The organism is Paenibacillus sp. PK1-4R (assembly GCF_030369595.1).
Classification (GTDB): domain Bacteria; phylum Bacillota; class Bacilli; order Paenibacillales; family Paenibacillaceae; genus Paenibacillus.
This window is the reverse complement of the sequence record NZ_CP126535.1, coordinates 990394-1015912: the sequence shown is the minus strand read 5'-3', so window position 1 is coordinate 1015912 and position 25519 is coordinate 990394. Positions and strand designations below refer to the sequence as shown.

24 protein-coding genes and 1 rRNA gene are annotated in these 25519 nt (G+C 44.7%); 6 read left to right on the top strand and 19 right to left on the bottom strand.

From position 1 onward, the window contains the following. Nucleotides 1-74: 74 nt before the first annotated feature. The 4 genes from QNO02_RS04265 to QNO02_RS04250 all read right to left on the bottom strand — a co-directional run bounded on the left by QNO02_RS04265 (nt 75) and on the right by QNO02_RS04250 (nt 4347). Nucleotides 75-1627 (bottom strand): 16S ribosomal RNA (locus QNO02_RS04265). Nucleotides 1628-2326: 699 nt separating this feature from the next. Continuing rightward, the gene (locus QNO02_RS04260; RefSeq protein WP_289391193.1) at nt 2327-3502 is read right to left on the bottom strand and encodes a YhgE/Pip domain-containing protein; all 1176 of its coding nucleotides are present in this window, start codon (nt 3500-3502) and stop codon (nt 2327-2329) included. Between the two features lie 80 nt (nt 3503-3582). Further along, entirely contained in the window at nt 3583-4014 is a 432-nt protein-coding gene (locus tag QNO02_RS04255; RefSeq protein ID WP_036605963.1) for a MarR family winged helix-turn-helix transcriptional regulator, read from the bottom strand. A 165-nt stretch (nt 4015-4179) separates the two neighbouring features. Next, nucleotides 4180-4347, bottom strand: coding sequence for a DUF3934 family protein (locus tag QNO02_RS04250; RefSeq protein WP_074093608.1), 168 nt, complete (start codon nt 4345-4347; stop codon nt 4180-4182). Between the two features lie 313 nt (nt 4348-4660). Here QNO02_RS04250 and licT point away from each other — a divergent pair, with 313 nt between their 5' ends. From licT to QNO02_RS04235, 3 genes are all read left to right on the top strand, one after another. Beyond that, a complete protein-coding gene (licT, locus tag QNO02_RS04245) occupies nt 4661-5521 on the top strand; it encodes a BglG family transcription antiterminator LicT (protein ID WP_133387310.1) in 861 nt (286 codons plus the stop codon). Between the two features lie 184 nt (nt 5522-5705). Then, nucleotides 5706-7604 (top strand): beta-glucoside-specific PTS transporter subunit IIABC, encoded by a 1899-nt coding sequence (locus tag QNO02_RS04240; RefSeq protein WP_289391191.1) that lies wholly within the window; start codon nt 5706-5708, stop codon nt 7602-7604. Nucleotides 7605-7646: 42 nt separating this feature from the next. Then, complete coding sequence (locus QNO02_RS04235; RefSeq protein WP_289391190.1) at nt 7647-9056, top strand: glycoside hydrolase family 1 protein; 1410 nt, start codon at nt 7647-7649, stop codon at nt 9054-9056. A gap of 100 nt (nt 9057-9156) precedes the next feature. Here QNO02_RS04235 and QNO02_RS04230 read toward each other — a convergent pair whose 3' ends face one another. The 6 genes from QNO02_RS04230 to pbp4 form a co-directional block, all read right to left on the bottom strand. Beyond that, nucleotides 9157-10377, bottom strand: a complete 1221-nt coding sequence (locus QNO02_RS04230) for an MFS transporter (protein ID WP_289391189.1) — start codon at nt 10375-10377, stop codon at nt 9157-9159. A gap of 32 nt (nt 10378-10409) precedes the next feature. Then, nucleotides 10410-11009, bottom strand: a complete 600-nt coding sequence (locus tag QNO02_RS04225; RefSeq protein WP_074096742.1) for a TetR/AcrR family transcriptional regulator — start codon at nt 11007-11009, stop codon at nt 10410-10412. 194 nt (nt 11010-11203) lie between these two features. Continuing rightward, nucleotides 11204-11380, bottom strand: a complete 177-nt coding sequence (locus QNO02_RS04220; RefSeq protein ID WP_249913492.1) for a hypothetical protein — start codon at nt 11378-11380, stop codon at nt 11204-11206. A 37-nt stretch (nt 11381-11417) separates the two neighbouring features. After that, nucleotides 11418-11594, bottom strand: a complete 177-nt coding sequence (locus tag QNO02_RS04215; protein ID WP_176873166.1) for a hypothetical protein — start codon at nt 11592-11594, stop codon at nt 11418-11420. Between the two features lie 163 nt (nt 11595-11757). Next, nucleotides 11758-12174: a VOC family protein gene (locus QNO02_RS04210; protein ID WP_091038947.1), complete on the bottom strand. Its 417-nt coding sequence runs from the start codon at nt 12172-12174 to the stop codon at nt 11758-11760. Between the two features lie 229 nt (nt 12175-12403). Next, nucleotides 12404-14491, bottom strand: a complete 2088-nt coding sequence (pbp4, locus tag QNO02_RS04205) for a penicillin-binding protein PBP4(5) (protein WP_289391188.1) — start codon at nt 14489-14491, stop codon at nt 12404-12406. A gap of 177 nt (nt 14492-14668) precedes the next feature. Here pbp4 and QNO02_RS04200 point away from each other — a divergent pair, with 177 nt between their 5' ends. Next, nucleotides 14669-15073, top strand: a complete 405-nt coding sequence (locus QNO02_RS04200; RefSeq protein ID WP_047840578.1) for a CBS domain-containing protein — start codon at nt 14669-14671, stop codon at nt 15071-15073. 120 nt (nt 15074-15193) lie between these two features. Here the strand turns inward: QNO02_RS04200 and QNO02_RS04195 are convergent, their stop codons facing one another. The 7 genes from QNO02_RS04195 to QNO02_RS04165 form a co-directional block, all read right to left on the bottom strand. Further along, nucleotides 15194-15634 (bottom strand): hypothetical protein, encoded by a 441-nt coding sequence (locus QNO02_RS04195; RefSeq protein ID WP_133387315.1) that lies wholly within the window; start codon nt 15632-15634, stop codon nt 15194-15196. Further along, nucleotides 15631-16080 (bottom strand): hypothetical protein, encoded by a 450-nt coding sequence (locus tag QNO02_RS04190; protein ID WP_249913495.1) that lies wholly within the window; start codon nt 16078-16080, stop codon nt 15631-15633. The genes QNO02_RS04195 and QNO02_RS04190 overlap by 4 nt, the downstream gene beginning before the upstream one ends. 25 nt (nt 16081-16105) lie before the next feature. Further along, entirely contained in the window at nt 16106-16582 is a 477-nt protein-coding gene (locus tag QNO02_RS04185; protein ID WP_289391187.1) for a GyrI-like domain-containing protein, read from the bottom strand. Nucleotides 16583-16798: 216 nt separating this feature from the next. Then, a complete protein-coding gene (locus QNO02_RS04180; protein ID WP_289391186.1) occupies nt 16799-17866 on the bottom strand; it encodes a hypothetical protein in 1068 nt (355 codons plus the stop codon). Further along, entirely contained in the window at nt 17863-18738 is an 876-nt protein-coding gene (locus QNO02_RS04175) for an ABC transporter ATP-binding protein (RefSeq protein ID WP_289391185.1), read from the bottom strand. Before QNO02_RS04175 ends, QNO02_RS04180 begins: the two co-directional genes overlap by 4 nt. Then, nucleotides 18719-19567 (bottom strand): hypothetical protein, encoded by an 849-nt coding sequence (locus QNO02_RS04170; RefSeq protein ID WP_289391184.1) that lies wholly within the window; start codon nt 19565-19567, stop codon nt 18719-18721. The genes QNO02_RS04175 and QNO02_RS04170 overlap by 20 nt, the downstream gene beginning before the upstream one ends. Beyond that, complete coding sequence (locus tag QNO02_RS04165) at nt 19542-20114, bottom strand: RNA polymerase sigma factor (RefSeq protein WP_289391183.1); 573 nt, start codon at nt 20112-20114, stop codon at nt 19542-19544. The genes QNO02_RS04170 and QNO02_RS04165 overlap by 26 nt, the downstream gene beginning before the upstream one ends. A 238-nt stretch (nt 20115-20352) precedes the next feature. On the opposite strand from QNO02_RS04165, the gene QNO02_RS04160 reads away from it, so the two are divergent. After that, nucleotides 20353-20955: a hypothetical protein gene (locus QNO02_RS04160; RefSeq protein ID WP_091038915.1), complete on the top strand. Its 603-nt coding sequence runs from the start codon at nt 20353-20355 to the stop codon at nt 20953-20955. A gap of 236 nt (nt 20956-21191) precedes the next feature. Continuing rightward, entirely contained in the window at nt 21192-23432 is a 2241-nt protein-coding gene (locus QNO02_RS04155; protein WP_289391182.1) for an S-layer homology domain-containing protein, read from the top strand. Between the two features lie 142 nt (nt 23433-23574). On the opposite strand, the gene QNO02_RS04150 is transcribed toward QNO02_RS04155, so the two are convergent. Both QNO02_RS04150 and QNO02_RS04145 read right to left on the bottom strand, forming a co-directional pair. Then, entirely contained in the window at nt 23575-24561 is a 987-nt protein-coding gene (locus tag QNO02_RS04150; RefSeq protein ID WP_289391181.1) for a phosphotransferase enzyme family protein, read from the bottom strand. Nucleotides 24562-24966: 405 nt separating this feature from the next. Continuing rightward, on the bottom strand, nt 24967-25515 hold the full coding sequence (locus tag QNO02_RS04145; protein ID WP_133387324.1) for a hypothetical protein: 549 nt from the start codon (nt 25513-25515) through the stop codon (nt 24967-24969). Between the last annotated feature and the right edge of the window lie 4 nt (nt 25516-25519).

Here is a 25519-nt window from a genome sequence, read left to right as displayed (position 1 = left end):
ACGAGTGAGTAACTAGCCGACCTGGCTAGATTTTATATTTGAATGTTTCCGTTGCAGGAAACGATTCTCCATAGAAAGGAGGTGATCCAGCCGCACCTTCCGATACGGCTACCTTGTTACGACTTCACCCCAATCATCTATCCCACCTTCGGCGGCTGGCTCCTTGCGGTTACCCCACCGACTTCGGGTGTTATAAACTCTCGTGGTGTGACGGGCGGTGTGTACAAGACCCGGGAACGTATTCACCGCGGCATGCTGATCCGCGATTACTAGCAATTCCGACTTCATGCAGGCGAGTTGCAGCCTGCAATCCGAACTGAGACCGGCTTTGTTGGGATTGGCTCCATCTCGCGATTTCGCAGCCCGTTGTACCGGCCATTGTAGTACGTGTGTAGCCCAGGTCATAAGGGGCATGATGATTTGACGTCATCCCCACCTTCCTCCGGTTTGTCACCGGCAGTCTATCTAGAGTGCCCACCCGAAGTGCTGGCAACTAAATATAAGGGTTGCGCTCGTTGCGGGACTTAACCCAACATCTCACGACACGAGCTGACGACAACCATGCACCACCTGTCTCCTCTGTCCCGAAGGAAAGGTACATCTCTGTACCGGTCAGAGGGATGTCAAGACCTGGTAAGGTTCTTCGCGTTGCTTCGAATTAAACCACATACTCCACTGCTTGTGCGGGTCCCCGTCAATTCCTTTGAGTTTCAGTCTTGCGACCGTACTCCCCAGGCGGAGTGCTTAATGTGTTAACTTCGGCACCAAGGGTATCGAAACCCCTAACACCTAGCACTCATCGTTTACGGCGTGGACTACCAGGGTATCTAATCCTGTTTGCTCCCCACGCTTTCGCGCCTCAGCGTCAGTTACAGCCCAGAGAGTCGCCTTCGCCACTGGTGTTCCTCCACATATCTACGCATTTCACCGCTACACGTGGAATTCCACTCTCCTCTTCTGCACTCAAGTCACCCAGTTTCCAGTGCGATCCGGGGTTGAGCCCCGGGATTAAACACCAGACTTAAATGACCGCCTGCGCGCGCTTTACGCCCAATAATTCCGGACAACGCTTGCCCCCTACGTATTACCGCGGCTGCTGGCACGTAGTTAGCCGGGGCTTTCTTCTCAGGTACCGTCACCTTGAGAGCAGTTACTCTCCCAAGCATTCTTCCCTGGCAACAGAGCTTTACGATCCGAAAACCTTCATCACTCACGCGGCATTGCTCCGTCAGGCTTTCGCCCATTGCGGAAGATTCCCTACTGCTGCCTCCCGTAGGAGTCTGGGCCGTGTCTCAGTCCCAGTGTGGCCGATCACCCTCTCAGGTCGGCTACGCATCGTCGCCTTGGTGAGCCGTTACCCCACCAACTAGCTAATGCGCCGCAGGCCCATCCCCAAGTGACAGATTGCTCCGTCTTTCCAGTTTCCTTCAGGCGAAGAAAACAACTATTCGGTATTAGCTACCGTTTCCGGTAGTTGTCCCAAACTTGAGGGCAGGTTGCCTACGTGTTACTCACCCGTCCGCCGCTAACCATCAGAGAAGCAAGCTTCTCATCAAGTCCGCTCGACTTGCATGTATTAGGCATGCCGCCAGCGTTCGTCCTGAGCCAGGATCAAACTCTCCAATAAAGTATTGAAAAGAGCGATAAGCTCATTTTGAATCTGACGAGATTAAAAATCTCATTTGTGCTCCAGCCGATCCAAGCCAAGGCTTGTTTCCAACTTTCGCGTTCATTCTGCAAGCAGAATGTTTACTCACTCGTTGTTCAGTTTTCAAAGATCAAACTTGTTTTGTTACCGAATGTCGTTCTCTTCAGCAACTCTTATATAATATCATGTCCGAACCAACTTTGCAAGCTCTTTTTTTAAGTTTCTTTCGAAGCTTATTTCATTCGCTTGCCGCACCATGTAAACCGTGTTTTCTTGGCCGGACTAATAATATATCACGTATAAATATTAATTACAATACTTAATTTAAAAAAAATCATTTACTACAAATCAACTACCTTTACTGTGTGGCTCTCCTCTATCGCAGTGTAAAATTTATTATAGCTTAAATGACATTCTTTCCATTCATACATCGTAATACATGTCTAATTGATTTCAAACTTATTAGGCTACATCTCCTCTCATATATTTTAGCTTCATTAATATGCTCAATTTAGGTTGTCCTTTTATCAAGATCATGCAAGATTACTGGGGGCACTGTGTTACCACGAGTATTAAGTAGAAGTATTATAGAAGATAAACAAAAAAAGTGATGCACGCATATCGCTATACGTGAACCACTTTCTTGGGTGTTATTACATTATATATAGAAGGAAACTCTTAATGTTGTGCCTGTGCTGATGCTGGAGGCGTCATCGTCATTTGTCCATTACCTGTTTTTTGCATGCCAACTCGCAGCAACGTAATTCCCCACGTAATAATCGAGATCAACAGAAGATGAACCATGTATCCCCCCACTGCTTCTCCACTATAGATCAAACGCATAAATCCCTGTACCCCATTGGAAGCGGGCAGAAAGTTTCCGATATAACGGTAGAATGGCACCAGCATCTCGGCTGGAATGATATTTCCTGCAGTCATCAACTGGAGTGGAACCATCGCTACATTAAATAGAGGGCCTGCATTGCCAAACAGGGCAAAACTCATTTGTGTAAAACAGATACAAGCCAGACTCACCAGCACATGATACAGATATAAAGCGCCGAAAGAGCTCGCAACATCCGTAAACTGAAGAGCTAATGTATCCACAATTAGGGGAACGATCACAGCTATACACAATAACAGCAATTGCCGTCCCCAGAAGATTTCCCATTTGGAATGGGTACGCTTCATAATATTCGACGTAATATTGAACTGAATATTCATGGTCATCGAAGCAATGTAGGTGATAAAACCCAGAATCATGGGCAGCATCGATGTTGCAAAATCACTCACGCTGTTCGTTTTATTAATTTCAGCCTTCACAGGCCCTTCATTCATCTTCGCCATCGCTTGTCCAATAGCTGTACTCAGTTCATCGCTGTTTGTACTATCGTCATTGAGTGTCACTTGAACCTTGGATTCCAGAATCCCTTGGCCCATTTGTTCGGTCATTCCAGTCGCCGCGTGTTCCACAATCGATTTGGCTACATCAGCATTTCCCTGATTGATATAAAAGGACAAGCTCGCCTCTGTACCTCCTTCAATCTGGTCAGTGAATCCTTCCGGAATTACAATAACCATCGCATAGTTACCTGCATTCATCTGTTGCTCAGCTTCCTCGGCAGAACCCAGTACATTGACATGGAAAGGCGCGAGCGTTTCAATCTGCTTCTGCACCTCTGTTCCCTGTGTCCCGTCTTCGTTCACCAGAGCAACTTGAAGTTGATCCACTCTCTCCGTGGCTTGATGATAACCCGTCATCCAGATCACAACAAATAACAGCGGAACAATCAATGCAAAAACCAACCCTATTTTTGTCTGTGGCACTTTAAGAAAATCTTTGAAGCTTTTCATTCGTTCACGACTCCCGTTAGTTAAAATTAAAATAATTGCACTACACATATATGCACGTGCACATATTTGCCCAAAAAAATTTATTTCATCTTTTCGTAGATGCGATTCATCACATTCATGAATGCTTCAAGCTCTTCAGGGGAACATTCGGCGAGTGCCTCTTGCTCTTGCTGTTTTGCCTTTGGTGTCAGAACGTTATTCATTTCCAGTCCTTCCGCCGTCAAACAAAGTAAAACCGCTCTGCGGTCCTGTGGATCTTCTTCTCTTGTCACCAGACCTTTGCGAATCAACTTGTCTATAATTTTGCCTACCGTTGTCTGGTCCCGCACTGTTAATTCAGCCAGTTTTTTCTGTGATATATGGCTTCCAGCCTTGCTCAATTCATTCAAGACTGCAAATTGTTCCGGCGTAATATCCTGTTCGCTCAGATTTCTGGTTGTTGTTTTTTTGTATGCCAGATACGTCCGTGACAGAATCAGTCCAAGTGGATTTTCATCCATATTAACAGGCATGCTGATGCTCCTTTCTCTATATAGTAGCACTACCATCTAATTTGCGTAAGCTCTATATTATTACCATATCTACAATACTGTCAATTTAATTTTTTATCTTTTCAAGCAAAAAGAGACCCACCCGTTAGTCAGGCAGCTCTCTCCTCTGGCATCGTCAAGCCATACTTACTCGGGCTTGCCACTTGAAGTTTCGGTATCGTCCTTCTTCTTTGTGCCTTTACTTTTATAAGGCTTCGGGGCACTTTTCGCCCGGTTAGCAGCGGCTTGCCAACGGTTCCAGCCTTTTTTACCCGTACCACGGCCGGTGCCGCCTTTTCCTTTTGCATTGCTCATGTTATCACTCCAATAATCCTGTATATGCTTAAAAATGACCGTCCTCGGTAACTTATCATGCAACCCAGCCCATCTAATTCACTTCCAGCATTTCTTATTATACCAAAAATCCACGTCTTTACGTCCATTTCCATAAATCATTGTATTGTTATTCTGTTATGAAAGCGGTATAGTGGACATAATTGAAAGAGGAAGCTGCGTCTTCTTCGGGATTGTTACTGGTAAGCAGGCGATACCCAAACTAAGGCTGTCTATTTAAGCCTTAGTTTGGGTTTTTTGTTATTATTACGACCAATTGAGGTGAAACACATATATGATCATCCGTCAGATTTTTAACAACAATGTCATCCGGGCAGAGAACCAGGTTGGTCACGAATTTGTTGTCATTGGCAACGGTCTTGGCTTCAAAAAGAAAAACGGACAACCCGTGGATGAGGATAAAATTGAAAAAACTTTTGTGCTGAAATCGGATAAAATACCGCAAAAACTCATTGATCTGATTGGAGAAACGTCGGTCGAATATTTGAAGTTGGCGGACGAAATTGTAGGCCATGCCAAAAAGGAAATGGGCGATATTTTTAGTGATAATATCTATATATCATTGATCGATCATATTCAGTTTGCCATTACCCGGTACCGTAAATCCGTCGGGCTGAAGAATTCCCTTTTGTGGCAGATCAAGAAGTTTTACAAAAAGGAATTTGGGATTGGAATGAACGCTGTGGAGCTGATCCAGGAGCAATTCGGCATCCAGATGGATGAACATGAGGCAAGTTTTATTGCCATGCATTTTGTAAACGCACGCCAAGATGCTCAAGGCATGAAACAAACCGTTGAAATTACCGAAGTTATTGATGATATCTTCAATATTGTGACTAATCATTACCAAATTGCCCTGGATGAAAATTCGTTTAATTATTCCCGGTTTATTACTCATCTGCAATACTTTGTCCAGAGAATGCTGAGTAATGAACAGGAGCAATTTGCTTCAGGAGATAACTTTCTGTATGAACAGGTGAAGGACAAATACAGCAAGGCTTTTGAGTGCACACAACGGATCAATCAGTACCTTGAGGAAAAGTTTGAAAGTGCCATGTCCATTGATGAAAAGGTGTATTTAACGATCCATATTCAACGTGTCACTTCCCGTAACGAGTTGCTGGACACGGAATAAAAAAAGCTTGCAAACGATTTCGGCGTCATATATAGTAGGTCTCACAACTTAACGACAAGGATTGTTACTGCTTAAGCAGGCGATACCTAAATGATTGGCAACAGGTCATCTTTCCGATGATCATAGCCATTCGTTTAGGTATTTTTTTGTTTTCAGGCAATCTTAACAACAAAGGAGAATGAACATGGATCATAAAAAAATGGGGGATGACATCGTTCGTCTCGTCGGCGGAGAAGCCAATATCAATGGTCTTGTCCACTGTGCGACCCGGCTGAGATTCGACCTGAAAGATTCGAAAAAGGCCGAACGTGAAACGCTTGAGAAGCATGAAGGCATTATTACCGTTGTCGAAAGCGGCGGCCAGTTCCAGGTTGTCATCGGTAGTAACGTGGCTCATGTATATGCGGAGATCATGAAAAACCGGGATTTCGAAGGGGATTCCTCCTCAACGGCTGAGTCCACAGGGGAAAAAACCTCGCTATTATCCAAAGTTTTTGAAATCATATCCGGAAGTTTCTCGCCGTTAATCCCGGCTATGGCAGGATCAGGTATGCTAAAAGCTTTACTGACTGTCCTGACCATGCTTGGATGGATGTCTGATACAAGTGACACATACCTGATTTTATCCGCTGCCGGTAACGCTGTATTTTATTTCTTGCCCATTTTCCTCGGCATCACACTGGGTATGAAGCTGAAAGCCAATCCTTATGTAGCTGGTGTAATTGGTGCCGCTCTGATGGAGCCGAACTTCACCGGACTGATGGATAAAGGCTCGGATGTATCGTTCCTGGGCATACCGGTTGTCATGATGAATTATTCAGCCAGCGTATTCCCAATCTTCATATCAATCAGCATCTACGCTGTTCTGGATAAGTTACTCAAGAAAATCATTTTAAAAGACCTGCAATTGTTCCTTGTACCGATGATTGCTTTGATGATTATGGTTCCTCTGTCCGCAATGGCCTTTGGACCATTCGGCACCACGGTAGGTGACTGGATCTCCTCCGGCGTAACTTGGCTCATTGGCGTCAGCGGTATATTATCAGGGGTTGTACTGGGTGGATTCATGACCTTCATGGTTGTATTCGGACTCCACTGGGGCTTTACTCCAATCACGATTCAGAATATCGGGGTTGGCGGCGACCCGATCGAAGCCATGGCTGCTGCAGCCGTATTTGCACAAATCGGTGTAGCGTTCGGTATTTTCCTGAAAGCCAAAAAGAACAAAACCCTGCGAACCCTTGCTGGCTCGACCAGCCTTACCGGTTTACTTGCAGGAGTAACTGAACCAATCGTATACGGTCTGATCCTGCGTTATAAACGTGTGATTCCTATCGTGGTTATCGCAGGTGCGATCGGCGGTGCCATCAATGGTCACTTTGGTGTTAAAATGACTGCTTATGTGTTCCACAATATATTTGCCATTCCCGTCTATACACCAACGGTTGTCTACGTAATTGCGATTGCCTGCTCCTTTGCGGTAGCTGCGGTATTAACCGTGATGTTTGGTTATGAAAGCAAAACGAAAGACACAGTTTCCGAGAAAAATGAATCTGTCTCCAGCACATCTGCTGAAAGTACGCCGGTAGAGCTTCCTGTCGTACCTGAGACCAAAACAACAGAAATCAAGAAAGAACAAATTTATAGCCCACTTACAGGTAAAGCCGTAGCACTGAGTACCATTAATGACCCGGCTTTTTCGACTGGTGCCATGGGTAAAGGTTTGGCGATTGTCCCTGAGATTGGTGAAGTTGTTGCTCCCGTGGATGGTGTCGTCACCTCCCTCTTCCCGACCGGACATGCCATTGGACTAACCACCAACGCAGGAACGGAAATCCTGATTCATATTGGCATCAACACAGTAGCACTGAAAGGAAAACACTTCTCTCCTGTCGTTCAGGAAGGGGATATCGTCAGACAGGGCGATCTGTTGATCCAGTTTGACATCGATAAGATCAAGGAAGCTGGATACGAAACCGTAACACCTGTCATTGTGACCCTAACGCAGCAAGAAGTGGATGTGTTCGAAACAACTCAGGAACATGTACAGAAAAATGATGTCCTGCTGACTCTCGTTGTCTGACCCAACTTATATATTATGAATTCAACTTAGGAGGAACTAACCATGAAACATACTCAACTGAAACCATTTCCTAAAGATTTCTTCTGGGGAGGTTCAACCTCTGCCTATCAGATCGAGGGAGCCTGGAATGAAGATGGCAAAGGCCCTTCTGTTATCGACATGGGCAACCATGTGGAAGGCGTAACCGACTTCAAGGTAACCAGTGATCACTATCATATGTACAAAGAAGATGTGGCGTTGCTCGCCGAAATGGGCTTTAAAGCCTACCGCTTCTCCATCGCATGGACACGCATCTATCCGCAAGGAGCGGGTGAAGTGAATCCGAAGGGGCTCGCCTTTTACGATTCTCTCATTAATGAGTTAATTAAATACGGTATTGAACCCATTGTGACGATGTATCACTTCGATCTTCCTTATGCACTTGAAGAAAAAGGTGGCTGGTCCAACCGTGCAACGATTGATGCTTTTGAACAATATGCCAAGACCCTTTATGAGAACTACGGAGATCGGGTCAAATATTGGTTGACCATTAACGAACAAAATATGCTGATCCTGCATCCCGGCTCTCTGGGTACACTGGATACAACACTTGTTGATCCGCAAAAAACACTGTATCAACAAAATCACCATATGCTGGTTGCTCAAGCTAAAGCCATGGCCCTGTGTCATGATATGCTGCCTGAAGCCAAGATTGGCCCAGCGCCCAACATCGGTGTAATCTACCCGGCGAGTTCCAAACCGGAAGATACACTCGCGGCCGATAACTATGCTGCCATTCGTAACTGGCTCTATCTCGATATGGCGGTATATGGACGTTATAATCATATTGCCTGGAGTTATCTCGAAGAGAAAGGATATACACCTGTCATTGAAGACGGAGATATGGATATCCTGGCGCAAGGAAACCCTGACTTTATTGCGTTTAACTACTATACTTCCCAAACGGTTGGTGAAAGTCTGAACGATGGTAATGACTTCTCCCATACAGGAGACCAGCATGAAATCGTAGGTGAACCGGGCGCATATAGAGGATCTGTGAATCCCAATCTGCAAAAAACGGAGTTTGGCTGGGAAATTGATCCGGTCGGCTTCCGCTCCACCCTGCGTCAGATCTACTCCCGTTACCACCTGCCATTGATTGTTACAGAAAACGGTCTGGGTGCCTTTGATAAACTGGAGGAAGGCGACGTGGTTAACGATCCATATCGTATTGAGTTCTTCAAGAAACATATCGATCAGATTCAACTGGCGATCACGGACGGCGTGGATGTATTTGGCTTCTGCCCTTGGTCTGCGATCGATCTGGTTAGCACACATCAAGGATCAAGCAAACGTTATGGATTCATCTATGTGGATCGTGAGGAATTCGATATCAAGGAATTGAGACGTATCCGCAAACAGAGTTTCCACTGGTATCAAAAACTGATTGAAACGAATGGAGAAATTCGTTAATACCGAACTATTAAAAAAGTCGACTGCACATATTTCATGTGTAGTCGACTTTTTTGGTGTTGATGCATGGATGTGGAAGCTTTCTTTTCCAATTATAAAATTACATTTCAGCCTTCGGTTGCTTTACCACTTTGGCCCCTCTGAGTACCCGTAGGGATAACAGGAAACAGATGGCCAGAACAGCAGCTGCCGAAACGTAAGGATAGTTAATATTCACATCGAACAATGCTCCAGCTACGATCGGACCTGCAATATTCCCTAAACTGGTATACGCCGAGTTCAATCCGGCCACAAAGCCTTGTTGTTCTTGTGCCAGTTTGGACATCTGTGTACTGATCGCCGGACGTAAAATGTCCATACCCAGAAAGACGATAAACGTTACGACAAGAATCATCCAGTACGTACTTACAAACAAGGTCAACAGTACAAATACGGCTACAAATAACAGACAGACTGAAATGACCATCTTTTCACCAAACCGATTGAGCAACCAACCGATCAGAGATACTTGCACAACCGCACCCGCGATTGAACCAAATGTAATGATAAATGCAATGTCTTTGGTCGTGAAGCCAAATTTGTGATCCACAAACAGTGAAAATACCGTCTCATAGTTCGCCAAACCAAATGCCATAACAAATACAATAATCAAACTGAAAAAGTACGGTTCACGGTATGAATTCAGCAATTGGGATACCATACCCGGAGCTTTGGCCTTCGTTAAACCAGGGATAGGTTTACTTTGTTCTCCTGTGCTTCGCGTGGATTCAGGCAAAATAATCAATGTAATGATGGATGCCAGCAAACCGGCAACCCCAGCGGCGTAGAACGGAATTCGAATGCCAAAGTCTGCGATGTATCCACCAATTCCCGGACCGATAATAAATCCGGTTGTAATCGCTGCATTAATCAATCCCATACCTTTACCGCGTTCTTCCTCTGTTGTAATATCTGCGGTGTATGCCATAACTGCCGGGAAGATCATCGCCGCACCAATACCACCAAGCATCCGGGCTGCGAAGAGCAAGACTGGTGCATTGACCGCACCAAACATAAACTCGGATACGGCAAAGATGAGCATGCCGCCAACGATAATTTTTTTACGTCCCCAGGTATCCGACCAACGACCCGCAAGCGGGGAGAACAGAAACTGGGTGAAGGAAAATGCCGCTACCAGCAATCCAACCGTAAATCCGGTGATCTGCAGGAGATCCATATACGCAGGCATGATCGGTACAACCAGACCAATACCCGTAAAAACAAGAAAAATATTAAACATTAACAGCAGCAATGCGCCCCTGTTCCGTGTTAGTAATGCCATGATTCCATCCTCCGTAGTTGTCAAAATGTTGCTTAAGCTTTATCTTTTGCAATCCCGTGCAAGAATACACTGGCGGCCTGGCGGTATAACGCAAGAGCCTGATCAGGCTCCATCCCCCGCGACATCTGACTAAGACCAATAATGGTACTTTCCAGTATCAGTGCGAGATTATCTACATTGTCTGCCTTGAACTCACCGCTCTCAATGCCTTGCTCTATCATTTGTTTATTAAATTGAATATGCCGCTCAAACATTAAGGAGATCCGCTCCTCAATATCATTTTCTTTCTTTTCCCCTGTGAAGAACTCATCAGCTGCCTTCGTCAGCGGGTGATTCATATCGTCCAGAACTAATTGTTCCGCCAAACCATAAATTTTCTCCGTGGAGGTGCGATAGAGATGTTCTTTGGCCGCCCAGCTCTCTTCCCACTCCCGGTCCCACTCATCGATTAGATAGAGGAACAGACCTTCCTTACTTTTAAAATGGTAATATATATTGCCCTTGCTGCTGCCCGTCGCAGCTACAATATCCTCAATGGACGTTGCTTTATAACCTTTTTGTACAAAAAGGGCTTTGGAAGCATCCGCAAGTTTCTTCTTGGTCTGCTCGGTTTGAAGTTGCTTTTTATTCATATTCATTCCATTTCACTCCATCCCATACATACTGAACATTCGTTCTGTATTTTAACAGATGTATCGAATATAAGCAATGAAAAAGGAGAATTGGCACATTGGCCAACTCTCCCTCCACAATCATTTCACTTTTTTACCTTTACCATGCAATATTTTCAGTTGACCATTCTCGTATGGTACCTCGATCTAGTTTATTATTGCTGTCCTGCGCGCACCCGGATGTTGCCCAGTTCGTTGGCATTGATCGCAAATGCATTACCGCCCTGTCCAACCGAAGCTTTGGCTGACTGTCGTGCCTGGAATTTCAAACGGCTTTTGTCCACGTCCACCCGGTTAACCTGTTTTGCTTTCTTTTTACGTGTACTCATCATTCATCCCCCTCCCCACTTCTCTTTTTCTGCTGCCAGACTAACGTCTGCGAGAAGAACGGCGACCTTTCTGTTTCATGATCTGCACGTTGACTGCATTACTTGCAAGTACGTTTCCTGAGTCGGCATAACCCTTCGCGGTTTGGTGAATCTGGATTACGATATATTGCTTTTTACCAATACGATAGCGATAACTTTTCACGTTTGAACGAGTCATGGTCATCTCCCTGTGATCGTTTTTAACAAGCTCGGGTTATCCTATTCATGTCCATGTACATGGGGATGTGTGAATGCATACTTCCGATAATAAATGGATGAAGAAAAGATGCAAAAAAACCTTCCTATTATATTATAGGAAGGTTCTACTTATTTTCATTTTGTCACGCCGAAGGAAAAGCGCTTAGATCCATATAGGAGACTTCCCACAGATGATCATCCAGATCCTGAAAACTCCATCCGTACATGAATCCGTGATCCTGCGGTTCGTTGGATGGCTTCGCTCCTGCATCAAGGGCAGCTTGTACAATCGAATCTACCTGCTCACGGCTATCTACAGACAGGGCAACGATGACTTCGGTTGTATCGGCAGCATTGGAGATTTTTTTCGAGATGAAGGATTGGAAGCGTTCCTCCACCAGAAGCATGGCGTAAATATTTTCCCCAATGATCATACAAGTAGCAGACTCGTCCGTAAAATTGGCGTCAAACTCAAACCCCACCTTGGTAAAAAATTCAACGGATTTCTTCAAATCTTGAACAGGTAAATTGACAAAAATCTGCTTAGCACGAATAGCCACCATGGATCACCTCGAACTCATAGAATAGATTCCACCTCAAAATAACACCTCGCGAATACGCTGTCAATTGAATACAATTAGTGATATTCCAACTTGTGATTACTGCTCGGAATTAAATGATTCCATATTGAATAAAATGAAACAAAAAAGGCCCAGTCTCATGTTCGAACTATAACATGGTGACCGGGTCTTTTCATTATGTTTGCGGAGGCTATATATTAAATCGGAGTTACTGCGCAATCTCCAACTTTTCCAAAAAAGGCTTTAATTTATCCACGACATAGTGGCTTCCGCCTCGGCCGTTCACCTCTTCAATTACAGCGGATAACAGGAAGGTCGGAGAGTCGGTATCAAATACTACGAAAAATCCGTTTTCCTGTCCCTTCTCTCCCTTCTTCGCTTTCAGTTCTGCTGTTCCTGTCTTGCCCGCGAGTCCCACAGGAATTGAGTTCAAGGAGTGGGCGGTACCTCCCTGCCGGGAAACAACTTCTCCCAATGCATCCTTAACCGTATTTGCGGCTTCCGGAGTAATGATTACCTCAGGCTCAGTGCTTTCTTTTCCCTCGATCAGAACAGGTTTCACCAGTTTCCCCTCATTAATAAAAGGTGTAAATGACGATGCCAGATGAATCGGGGACATCAACATCTCCCCTTGCCCGTAGGACGTATCAGCGAGTAATACCTCAGACGACAGATCCAGATGTGCTTCATTGGCATATTGGCTTGGCTTCAGATACAGTTCATCCAGTCCAAAGTTATCGCCAAAACCAAACTTCTGGATCCCATCAATAAACTTGGCGCTGCCCATCTCGATCGCTTCCATGGCAAAGTAAATATTGTCCGAGTACACCAGAGCATCGACCATGTTAACCGGGGATAAACTCTTCACACGCTTAACATAGTAACCGCCCCAGCTATCATTTTTGCGCCATTGCAAGCCAGAGATATCATGTGTTTTGTCCGCTGTGGTCACCTTCTCCATCAGTCCCGCTGCGGCTGTAATCGCTTTGAAGGTTGATCCTGGTGCATACCGGGTAGTGACTCTGTTGATAAAAGGAAGCTTCTCATTCGCCGAATAAGCATCCCACTCTGCCTGAGTAAGCCCTGTAACCATCTTGTTCGGGTTATAGGAAGGCGCACTAACCAACGCCAGCAGGTTGCCGTCCGTCGGATTCATCAGAACCATCGCACCTGCGTCTCCTCCGCTGGATAATGTCTGATACAGTTTCTTTTGCTGTTTGGAGCTAATCGTCAGCTGAACATTCTGTCCATCTACAGCATCCTTACGAATAAGCTCAGAACGGGAGTTACCGGATTCATCGGTGATTTCGATCAGACCACCACGTTCACCACGCAGCTGTTTCTCCATGGACTGCTCCAAACCCGCTTTACCGATCCAATCCTCGGCACGATAATACCCTTCCGTATCCTTATCCAGATCTTCCTTGGTGGCTTTGCGCACGTAACCAATCAGGTGCGCAGCCGCCTCGCCGAGTGGATAATAACGGATTTCCTTGCTTTGCATCGTAACCCCGCTTAAAGATTCTGGCACGTCAAACTCCTCCGTTGAACCAATCGGGACAAAATACTCCGGCTTCACCCATGTCTGAGCAAGCTCCTTATGAATGGCATCTTCCGAAACCTGATAATGGCTCGCGATTCGGGTAATCATCTGGTCCGGGTTATCACCAAGTTTCTCCGGTACAATGCCCCATTCATTCATCGTTCCCTTGGTAGCGAGTGGCAAACCATCACGATCTACAATGTCTCCACGATCCGGGAACAGTGTCCTCACTCGTACCTTACTACCCTTAACCATGTCATTCAGGATCAGTGACGGCTGCCAGTTAATTTGCCAGTTTTTGCTGCCGTCCTCAAGCTCCTGCCGGACCAGTTTCAATGTATGCGTCTCACTGACTTCTCCCAAAAAAGTTGTCAGTTGCAGATTATAATCGACCTCATACGTTTCCTTGTTTTGTTTCTCTGTATCGGTCTTACTGCCATCGGAAGCCGTTTCGGCAACATCCATAGGCTTAACCTCCGCTTTGACGGTGGATACTTCCATACCCGAATAGATCGCATTGTATTTCTCAACAAATTGTTCCTTGTTCATGCCCGACTCTTGCAGCGAAGCAGGTGTCATCAAGGTGTACAACTGGTCAAATTCTTTTTTTTGCAGATGCTCTATGTACTGATTCACGGTAGTCTGGGGTTTGGCCTCTGCTTCTTTGTTATTCTGCATGTATAGATACATTCCGATTCCACCTGCAAATAAGATGGGCAGCAGTCCGTACATTAATTTACGTTTGGATTTCATGGTTACATCACCTCTAATATACACTATAGATTTCCAGAGTCATTTAAACAATGAAACAAATCTGACGAATTTATCATTAAAAATAGCCGAAAGCTCACATAATATGTTTAAATAAGAAGAGTGAGATTACATACTAAAGCTTTTTTGCTATGCAAAAGGCTGAAAAGGAGCCCGATGATGGAAATCAGCTATTTTTTACTCCCAAAAGCCGAAGTGGCCTATATCAAGTCTACCGCTTCCATGAAAGATGCTATTGAGCAATTGGAATCGCAACACTACACCGCCATTCCCGTGATTGACCAGGATGGAAAATATGTTGCTACCCTGTCCGAAGGCGATTTGTTATGGAAAATGCGAAATACACCCGGATTGACTTTTGATACGATGGATCAGGTTCAAGTCCATGAGATTAACAATCGGGTATATAATGAATGTGTATTCATTGAGGCTGAAATGGAGGATATGCTGACACTTGCAGCAGACCAAAATTTTGTGCCTGTGGTGGATGTCGATCGTGTCTTCCTCGGTATTATCCGTCGTAAGGATATTATTGAATACTATACGCGTAACATTTCGGATTAGATGAAGTGGAACATCCTGTAATAAGTAATAAACGAATATTCAACTCGAAAGGGTACTCCTGTGGTCATGTTTGGCCAAACCGGGGTACCCTTTTTGTTTCATGGTATGGTCGGAATCACTCTAGGTACGCTTGGCGCGCTCTTCCTTATAATAGTTCAACACGTCCCTTGGGCTTCCCTGGAATGCCCGCTCTTTGCCGAACTCATACGCCTGATGCAAATACGAATACGCCTCGTCATGCTGCTCAAGTCTCATGCAGATCATGCCGAGATCGATCAACGGACTCGTACTTCTATCCGAACTCCGCGTACTTAACGATATCTCAGCCCACGGCTTCGCCAGTTCATACTGCTTCAGATCGATATGTGCATTCGCATGACAGGATGCGATCCAGCTTGCAATCTCCCATTCCATCTTAGGCTCGGGCAACATGCCCCATGCCTGATCATAATAGATAAGTGCTTGTTCATGTTGTTGCGTCTCATCCAGCACATTACCGGCTTCTACCGTTTCTACAATTTGTCGCTCCAGTTCGGCATGTTCCGGTGTCAGATCTTTCATTGCACCGTCTCCTCCTCCAGGACGAAATACCACTCCAGAAAAGCATTGAAATCAGCCCACTGCGGCTCACTCTCACCATTAAGAAACCGTTCAATCGATTCGCCCAGTTCCACCAGCACCACTTCTCCCGTCTGACGGTTGTAGAAAAATCCACCTTCACCTTCAAAACTGTCCAGTGGAATATACGCCTCGGGAAGTCCCAGTGTAAGCTGTGCTACATTCATGTCTTCCATATATACGGTGTTCTCCATAAACCAGCAGATCTGATACAACTCCTGATGCCTGCTGTAAAAAGTCGGTCCATCCTCTGCATGTAAATAAAATTGTGCGAAATCCGACTGAAGATCGATCTCAAGCTTCCGCAATGCTTCTTCGTATGCTGCTGGAACATCTTCATGCCACCAGCCTTGCTCCTGGCAATGATCAATTACTTTATTGGATAACATCGTAGACCTCCTAATTCAATTTTGCTCACACAGATTTTACAGGTATCCAGACTTGGGGAGGTGTGCCGTGACCTCTATACACTTCAAGTTCCGGAATCCCTGCATGCTTATATGAAGTGGAAGGAAACCACTCTGTCATAATATGGTGCCACAACCGTTGTATCGCCTCCGGCTTTAATTCATCCGCTTCAAATACAACCCAATGGGACGCGGGAAGTTCGATGGACACCAAACCTTCAGGCACTTCACCAGAGTGAGAGGTAGCAATCCAGTACTCCATTTGATTGTCCTGCAGCTCTCTCTGATCTACACAGATGCCCACCAGACCGGGAATGGCTCCGTTATTGAACCCGTTTAAATGTTCCTCAATTCCTTCTGCCAAAGCATCCTGCCACATCTTTGGGATTTCTCTTAAATTCTCTCCATCCACACAAGAGAACGTTCGTTTGATGCCCACAAAGGTAAGGGACTGCTGTTCGATCACCTTATCATTCACATTCATTAGATGGACTCCTCTCTGAGGGCGATATGGAGCATGGTTCTCCATGACCCATTCATGAAAACATTGTTCCATACATGATATATACCTCCGATATGTCCTACAGTTACTGTATCAAAAGAGTAGATAGATTGGAAATAGTACCGGTACTCCTGCAAATAAAAAAAGCCCGCAGTAACTGCGAACCTTATTTCTCAAAAAAGGAACTCATAGCTTCACTCAAGAAAACACTTCCCGGCTGTGGAATATACGATATGTGGCAAGTATAGTCGAAGCAGTAATGAAAGCCATCACAATTATATATACGGTTAAATAAGACATATTCAGGCCGAATAAGGAATAGTTTAATGGTGTTCGATAAAGCCCTGTTACCCGTATCATGGTACTTATCGAAAATTTCTCGACCCAATTTAATGACCCGGAATTTAAATTTAATACGTCAAAGGCCAAGTATGGCAGACCTACTATCAAAGTATTCACAATTATAGCTATAAAGGATGTAGAACTTAGAACGGATACCAGTAAAACAATAGATGCAAAGACCATGCTACCTGCTATATGAGTAAACAATTGAACTAAATAATATTGAAAAGCAGTAAACGTATACGGTGAGAACTCATAATCAAAGCTGTAAACATACATGCCCACGCTCTGTATGGAAGTATCCGCCCCAGCCAGATTACCAAACCTTAACCAATATAAAACCAAGTTTACCCCAGTAAATAAAACGACACACATCACAACGTACAATATGGAAGCAATGCATTTTGCTGATACGAGCTTGCTTTTGCCTCTTTTGCTGCTACGCAGTAATGATGCTGTACCTAGTACATATTCTTCGGTAAATACTGGAGCCAACCCCAGCAGAATCATAATCATCATAAAAACTACACCGAATTGATCAATATATTCCAGTAGGTAGCCCCAAGGTTTATTATAATAAATCTCGGATACATTCACTGTTCGCTCCAAAATGTTGCCACGATCATCATATCGTGTGCTGTTCTTCATCGTTTCTGGAGAAAAAAACACAATATCGTAAAATGCACCATACTGGTATCTACCTTTGGTACTATCCCAAATGGAATCATATTGATTATGTGCGACTTTTACCTTCTCTGTTGTAATAGGTCCTTCATAAGGTTTGTAAAAAGCGGAACCATCCATTATCCCAGGATGCCTCCAAAAAGAGTATACGACTAGAAAAACAATTAAAATAGACATTGCTATACCAATACTTTTACGCGTTATAATTTTATAAAACTCGAATTGAGTTAAACGAATCAAGACTTCGTCTCCTCTCCAAAATAGTGCATATATACATCTTCGAGCCGAGGTGATTCTGGTACGGCTTGGGGAACAGGCTGTTCTTTGGCCAGAATTCGCGCTACTATTCCATCTGACTCATAAGACAAACCACTTACTTTGAAATGGGAGGTAAGATCAGCAAGTTGCTGCGAATTCAATTTCGCTTTCCATACGGTATTTTTCATCCGGTTCATAATCTCTTCCGGAGTATTATGGGCGATGAGCTGCCCTTCATTCATTAGAATCATCTCCTTACATGAAAACTCCAAATCAGAAATGATATGCGTAGATAACATTACAATACGATCTCTTCCCAGCCCGCCGATAATGTTACGAAATCGAATGCGCTCTTTGGGGTCCAATCCAGCTGTAGGTTCGTCAAGAATCAAAATTTGTGGATCATTCAGCAAAGCTTGGGCAATTCCCAATCGCTGCTTCATTCCTTCGGAGAATGTGCGGATTTTATGTTGTGCTTGATTTCCAAGGCCCACCATCACTAACGTTTCCTGCACACGTGCTGAAGCTTGATTAATACCGATCCCTTTCAAAGAGCACATATACATGAGAAACTTATAAGCACTGAATCGGTTATAAAATCCAAATCGTTGCGGCATGTAGCCTAACAAACTTCGATAACGCTCTCCCATGTTTTGGATAGACTGCCCGTTCAACAAAATTTGTCCAGACGTGGGCTTGGAAATGTCTACTATCATGCGAAGCAATGTTGTCTTCCCTGCTCCATTCGGCCCAAGGAGACCGTAAACACCACCACTGGATAGTTCCAGTGAGACTTCTTTTACCGCCAACTTGTTCCTGTATTTCTTGGATACGTTATCCATGGTCAGTATCAAAGGAGTAACCTCTTTCTGTCTGTAATGTATATTTTCTTGCCATCTCATAGATCTGACTGATTAATAGTAGAACTCCGCATAGAGCCATCGCTAAAAGTACTGTGGGCTGGATCGTTTGAAGTAGGGTCTTCAATTCGGGATTACTTAGTACAAGCCAAACCAGTGCGAACCATACAATTAAAAAGATACTGACGGCTGTCCCACCTCTGACACGCATCGCGAGCCATAGACTTGTACCTGCTGCGATCATAAGCTGTGTGTACGAAAGGCTGATAGCACTCCATGATATGGAAATACCTGTTTCGCTTGATATAAGTAAATTAAGCAAAAAAACAAACGCCATGTTCCCAATAAGCACTACGATTAGACGGGTAAGCATCAGTTGCTGTGCTGTAATTTTGCAGGTCAGTTCGATTTCCATTAATCCTTGATCTCGACCTTTGAAAACTTCTAGCAAACCAAGTACAAATGGAACAGGAACTATAAAGAGCACACTCATGTACGGGTCTGTCGTACTGTGGGTACCTAGCCAATAGCCGAACAACAAGAGCATTGAACAGACTAACCAGTAAGATTTGTGGAAGACAGCAACCTCACCATAAACTAACTGGAACAATTCCTTAACTGAATTCCCAGATGATTTTTGTTTCAGGTGAGCATTCATGTGTTCTGGCATATATGTATCCAGTATTCTAATTGTCTTGTCAATCTCCATCTCGGATGGAAATTCAACCGGATACTCATCCAGATATGAAGCAATTTCGTTGTACTCTTCTATTTCCAACTCTGCTACAGGATTCGATTCATCTCCGTTTCCTCTGCTTTTCATCCCGTTCACCTCCCACAATAATCTCCTTTAATTTCGTTATCCCCAATCGAATGCGTGACTTTACGGTCGATTCGTTGGTTCCCGTAAGTTCAGCAACTTCCCTGATCTTCAATCCATTGTAATAGTTTAGAATGACTGCATCTCGCTGGTGATCAGGCAAACTTAATACTGCCCGCATGACTTGCTCGTTCTGAAATCGCTTATGAAAAATATTCCAAACATTCTGTTGTTCACTGGCAGGGAACGCATCCTCAGTTAATTCACTCTCTCTTTGTTGCTGCTTGAACTCCCGCCCACGATAATAATCTCTACAATGGTTCACTGCAATCTTCAGTAGCCAGTGACTGAATTGTCCTGTGTTCTGATACTTGTTCAGGGAATTCATCATTTTTACAAATACCTCTTGAGTGAGATCATAAGCAGTATGGTACTCTCCAGTTTTTAGGTAAACATAAGCAAATATCGACTTATAATGCCGTTTCACCAGTACTTCCATGGCAGCTCGGCTACCTTCACGAATTTCTTGAATAAGCTCTTCATCATTCAACGCTCCCTCACCCCCTCTACAAACAATTAACGAAATTTGGATTGTAAAAGATCAAAAATATAGAGTATATTTTTCTGAATATAACAAAATCTCAAATAAAGAAGTATTAATATACTGACTCTGATCTAAATTTTCTCAGGAGTGTGAACTACTGGCTCGATCTTTCATTTCCTTATTCTGTTGCAACTTTATTCTTATTCGTTCGTCTAACTACTGATCAACAACTAAGGAGATGACTATGCGAATAACTTGCAGCCCCGGTTTCCCAGGAAGCATGATTGGATCGATTGATCTTCAGCCATCGAAGTATTACACCCCACCTTCCAGTAACAACCAGATTACAGATCATGTTGATCCCGAACTCGTTACCATTCCCTATGTGGAGGATCCAGAATTCGGATCACACTTTGACGCCATGAAGGTCATGAACGGAACTTATAAAGATGAAATGCATGTGAGCTATGATGTAGAGTTTACGATTGATGTAGATAAAAAAGGTTATATTACGCAATTTGAACATACGTTCCAGCTGGAACGTTATCTGGATCTGGTTCGCACACAGTCCTACAAAGTAATCAAGACAAACTGGCGCGGACAAACATTTCACGTGATGACATACAGTTACCTGGAGGAAGTCATTCATCCGAAGAATGTTCTTTTTAGATGTAACCTCGCAGAAGATGTGTTTGTGGTAGCTGAACTTGTCTCCAATCGCTCAGATGAAAGTGCAACTGAGCACGGTATCAGGGATCTGCATTTCCGTGCATTAATCTCGGCCCGAGATGATCTGTACCCATTAGATTATATGTGTGAGCCTGATTTCGACCTGAGTCTCGACTAAAAAGTAGATACATATGTAGAAAGAGCATAAGCTGTCCCGAATCAGCGGGGTGGCCTGTGCTCTTTTTTAACAAATGAACCACCAACTCCCTAATTTAAACTCCCTCCTTCATTCGCTCGGCCTTATGCTCCCCATGCCTGGCTCTAAGCAAAACAAGCTGTAATGTCGATGAATATACCATAATGCTGTACATGCATATGTTCTTCGTACGTTCAGATATGAGAGGGGTTGGAAACATGGTTTACCGGAAAAATAAAATGCATTCGCTGTTCGCTCTGCCCTTGGCAGGCCTGCTGTTTCTGTTATGGGGTGCTCAAGCGGCACATGCGGAACAGGTCGACAGTTTGTTGCCTGAGCGAAGTCAGCAGGAGATCGTTCAAAAGTGGAATCAGTGGATGAGTGGCAATGATACATCTCCCCTGTATACAGAGACACCTTCGACAAGTGCTCCCTACTCTGCTGGTGTGGTAAGTGATGCCTATCTGGAACAAGGGCTGAACGCAGCCAACTTTTATCGTTTTATCACGGGGCTACAGGGCGATCTTGTCCTTGATCCTACCTTGAATCGTCAAGCCCAGCATGGGGCTGTTGTGGTCTCCAAGGGTGAATACCTGTCCCATTATCCAGAGCAGCCAGGAGATATGCCAAAGGATTTCTTTGACACCGGTTCAAAGTCTGCCAGCAGCTCCAATCTGTACGTTACCAGCAGTGCCAAGAATAACGTCCTGACAAAAAGCATACAGGCCTACATGAATGATTCAGACGCCTCCAACATTGATCGACTCGGTCATCGGCGCTGGATTTTGAGTCCACAACTGCAACGAATCGGATTTGGACTCGCCACTCGTAGTGAAGCAGGCAAGACATATGATCAGTACTATAGTGCCATGCAGGTATTTGATAAAAGCAGAACTGGGGGAACTTCGTTCAACTACAGCCTGTTCCCGAATCAGGGTGCATTTCCAATCGAAGCCTTTGGCAGTACACAGGCCTGGTCTGTTCAACTGAATACAGATGTATTCGCGAAACCATCACTAACTGAGGTACAGGTCGAGATGACTCGGACTTCCGATCAACGTACGTGGACCTTTAATGCCAACAATCAGAACAGCGGCTTTCCAACCGGTTATTACAACGTGGACCCTGCGGATAAACAATGGTTTAATCAAGCCTATTTCAATGTAGAGACAGGTGGATATGGATATGGCTACGCCATCATCTTCCGTCCGGACGATGTGCAATTGTTAAAGAACGGCGACACGTTCGACATTCGAATTACAGGTCTGCAAAAGAAAAATGGTACAGCAGCGGAGATCTCATACTCCACACGTTTCTTCCATGTTGACGGTCTTCAAGATGCCACTCTTACCCGTATAACGCCAGGACAACCAAACCTGAACGTTCGAGCAGGAGAACAGATTGATCTACCTTCAATCACTGCAGTGAATGATAACGGAACATCCTATGTTCCACAATCTAACGTTTCCTTCACCACGACGTCAGATCGCATTGCCATCAAGGATGGAAAAATAGTCGGACTTCAGGCCGGTAAAGCCGAAATCCGGATTCGTTTTGAAGGGAAAGAAGCGGTTGTCTCTGTTACGGTAACGGGAATTCCCCAATTAAGTGATATCCGCACACATTGGGCGAAAGATGCCATTCAATGGGCCGTTCAACAGGAGATGGTCAGTGGATACGAGGATGGAACGTTCAAACCCAACAATCAGGTGAGTGAAGCCGAATTCCTCTCCATGTTGTTTAAGCTGTATGCGAATTCCCATGTCATTCAGAGCATCGATGCTGCAGAGGGACAAGCTATCAAAGGAAACATCTGGAGTGATCGTTATTATACCTATGCTTCCGCGTTGAATCTGAATCTGGATGCCAGCAAACAGAATCCGAAGCTGCGCAATCATGCCTTGAACCGAACAGAAGTAGCCGTAATCGTGGCGGGGCTTGGCGGTAAAAATTATACCCAGGATGACGATGCCATCCGGTATCTGCTGAACATGGGATACTCTTCAGGCAAAACAGCAGCTACGGTGCAAGGTTATGCGGGACAAGAATCCTTGACCCGGGCAGAGGCCGTTGTTTTTCTCCAGAACCTGAAAGAAAAAGGCTTCGAACTATGGAGCAGACCAAAGAATGCCACTGAAGCTACCGAGAATGAAAAGAACGGCGGACTACCGGATCAGACCATGAAAGCTGTATATTCTGCCGATCAAACGCTGGTCCTTCAAGGTACGTTCCTGGCGTATGCCAACCAGACGATGCCGATCAAAATCCATGGTCCTTCGCCTGCTGTAGAGCATATCCAAACGCAGCAGGTTACAACAGATGCTTATGGCAATTTTAAACTCACGGTAAGTAACCTTGATGCGAAGGAACTTAACCTCTATGTGGACGTACGCGAAGATTATTCCTACTGGATCAGTGTAGAGGCGGGGCGAACTGCGATAAGTGATTATACCGAGTAACATGTAAAAACCAGCTTAGGAATTCTACATTGAATTCCCAGCTGGTTTGTTTGTTATGAGGACTGATTTTGATATGAGACATGACATACGTTCAATGTTCAGTGTTCAATTATTGGTGGATATAACTTTTTAAGTGTAGACTTTAAGTCGGATGACCAAATTGCTCTGCCTTTTCATTCATTATCCTCGCTAACCTCGCTCTTAATCCACTCATCCACTCCGGTTCATGTGACCACTGCTCTGCAACAGATTGAAGCATACGCACATAACCGTACAAGTTGGCAAAACGGCGACAAGCGGGGAACATACTCTCCAGATCATAACGTTCTCCTGCCTCGGACCAGTAACCATTCAGGAACAATTGCTTCTTCAGCTCCCATTGTTCAGGCTCGATCTCCTCACGTAAACTATCCAGACTCTGTTCCACGTCCATCGCGTACCAGTGATACATCGAGTCATCAAAATCAATGGCATAACAAGACTGGCTATCTTCGTCATAGAAGACATTATCCAATTCAAAATCGTAGTGGATGAGTCCGAAATTTTGCTGGGTCATCGGCCAAGTCGCAAAATATGTTCGGAGAAACTCCACCTCGTTCAGAGCAGCCGTTTCACCAGGAAAACCCTTTAGGATCTCCTGCATCCAATTCAAAACATCCTTATAGGTCCAGCGTTTCTCCTTCTGCTCAGGCATGAATGCGCGCGATAGATGATGCAGCTCACCCAATGCCTGACCATAGCTGTACAGGATGGAGTCATTCAAATCAATACTTCCTAAATGCGATCCGGGTACTCGCTTGAATACGGAAGCAAAGTACGTTCCCCATGGCGTGTGAGCCTCTACGAGTTCTGCCCCTGAATGGGCAGGTACAGGCTCCATGGCTCCATACTGATTCGTTCGAAGATAACGGAGGAACTCCAGTTCAGCGCTGAGGTTGCTTCGATTTTTTTCCTCTACCGGGGCAAATCGAAGCAATCGCACTTCCCCCTGATCTCTAAACGGATACACGGCATTGGAGGATATACGATAATACTGAAACATGTCCAGCGATTCAGGATCATAACTCCAATTCTTTAAAATCATCTCGGCAAGATCATTATGTTGAAATAAATATTTTAATGTTAACATGGGCATTTCTCCTTTTTGATCATTTCATGTGGATTGCTCGTAGCCATCGAGTGCCTATTTTGGCGCGCAAAAAGCCGCAGGCTATGCCTGCGGCTTTTAAAAATTCTGAGTGTATGAGAAATTTGCACAAGCAAATAAACCTCGCATACGCCAGAAAAAATGAGCAGTTATATCCCTATATATCAGCAGATCTCAGATCGACTGGGAAACCGGATGTGTCCCACACTGCATCTGAATGATCTGCCGGAATTATTCAGTTCATTCTTACCTTCATTGTAGTAATGGAACATACCATCTTAGACCGTCGTTTCATGACGCTCACTCCCTTCAAAAAACCAGTTGTTTCCATAATAGCCGATAAGCCAAATGTAAGCAATTACAAAATGACGATAATCCCATCATTTTTTACTGGACAACCATCACCCGTTCCACCGTCTCGGTGTTGTCCTTATACCACACCATCACGATGTTTTCTTTTTGAAGATCAGACACTTGAATGGACGAATTCGCACGTGGGCTGGAATTGCCCGAGCGCGGCGTCCCCATGCCTTCCGTGATAGCAACATCATCACTTATATTTAATTTCATCTCCATTCCGGTATCCTTCCATTCCATGCTTGGGGATGAGGTGTCCTGCACCTCAAGTAACGCTAACGTGACTGTGTTTCCATTCACAGAAATGACTCTACCTATCATGTCGGCATTCATCATCCCCTGCGTCATGTCTGGACTGCCTGTACGGTCATTCATACCCGTGCCACCCCTTCCACCTCTAGGCGTTCCTCCATTCATGCCCAGGCCACCGCCATTCGGCATGCCGAATCCATTCATGCCTTGCACAGAACCGGTGTTGGTAATATTCTGGGCGGTTATAACATCGCAGGCCGTCAGCATAACCAAACATCCCATCAGCAGGAGTGACGTAACCGATGTAAAATATTTATTTTTTCGCATATGC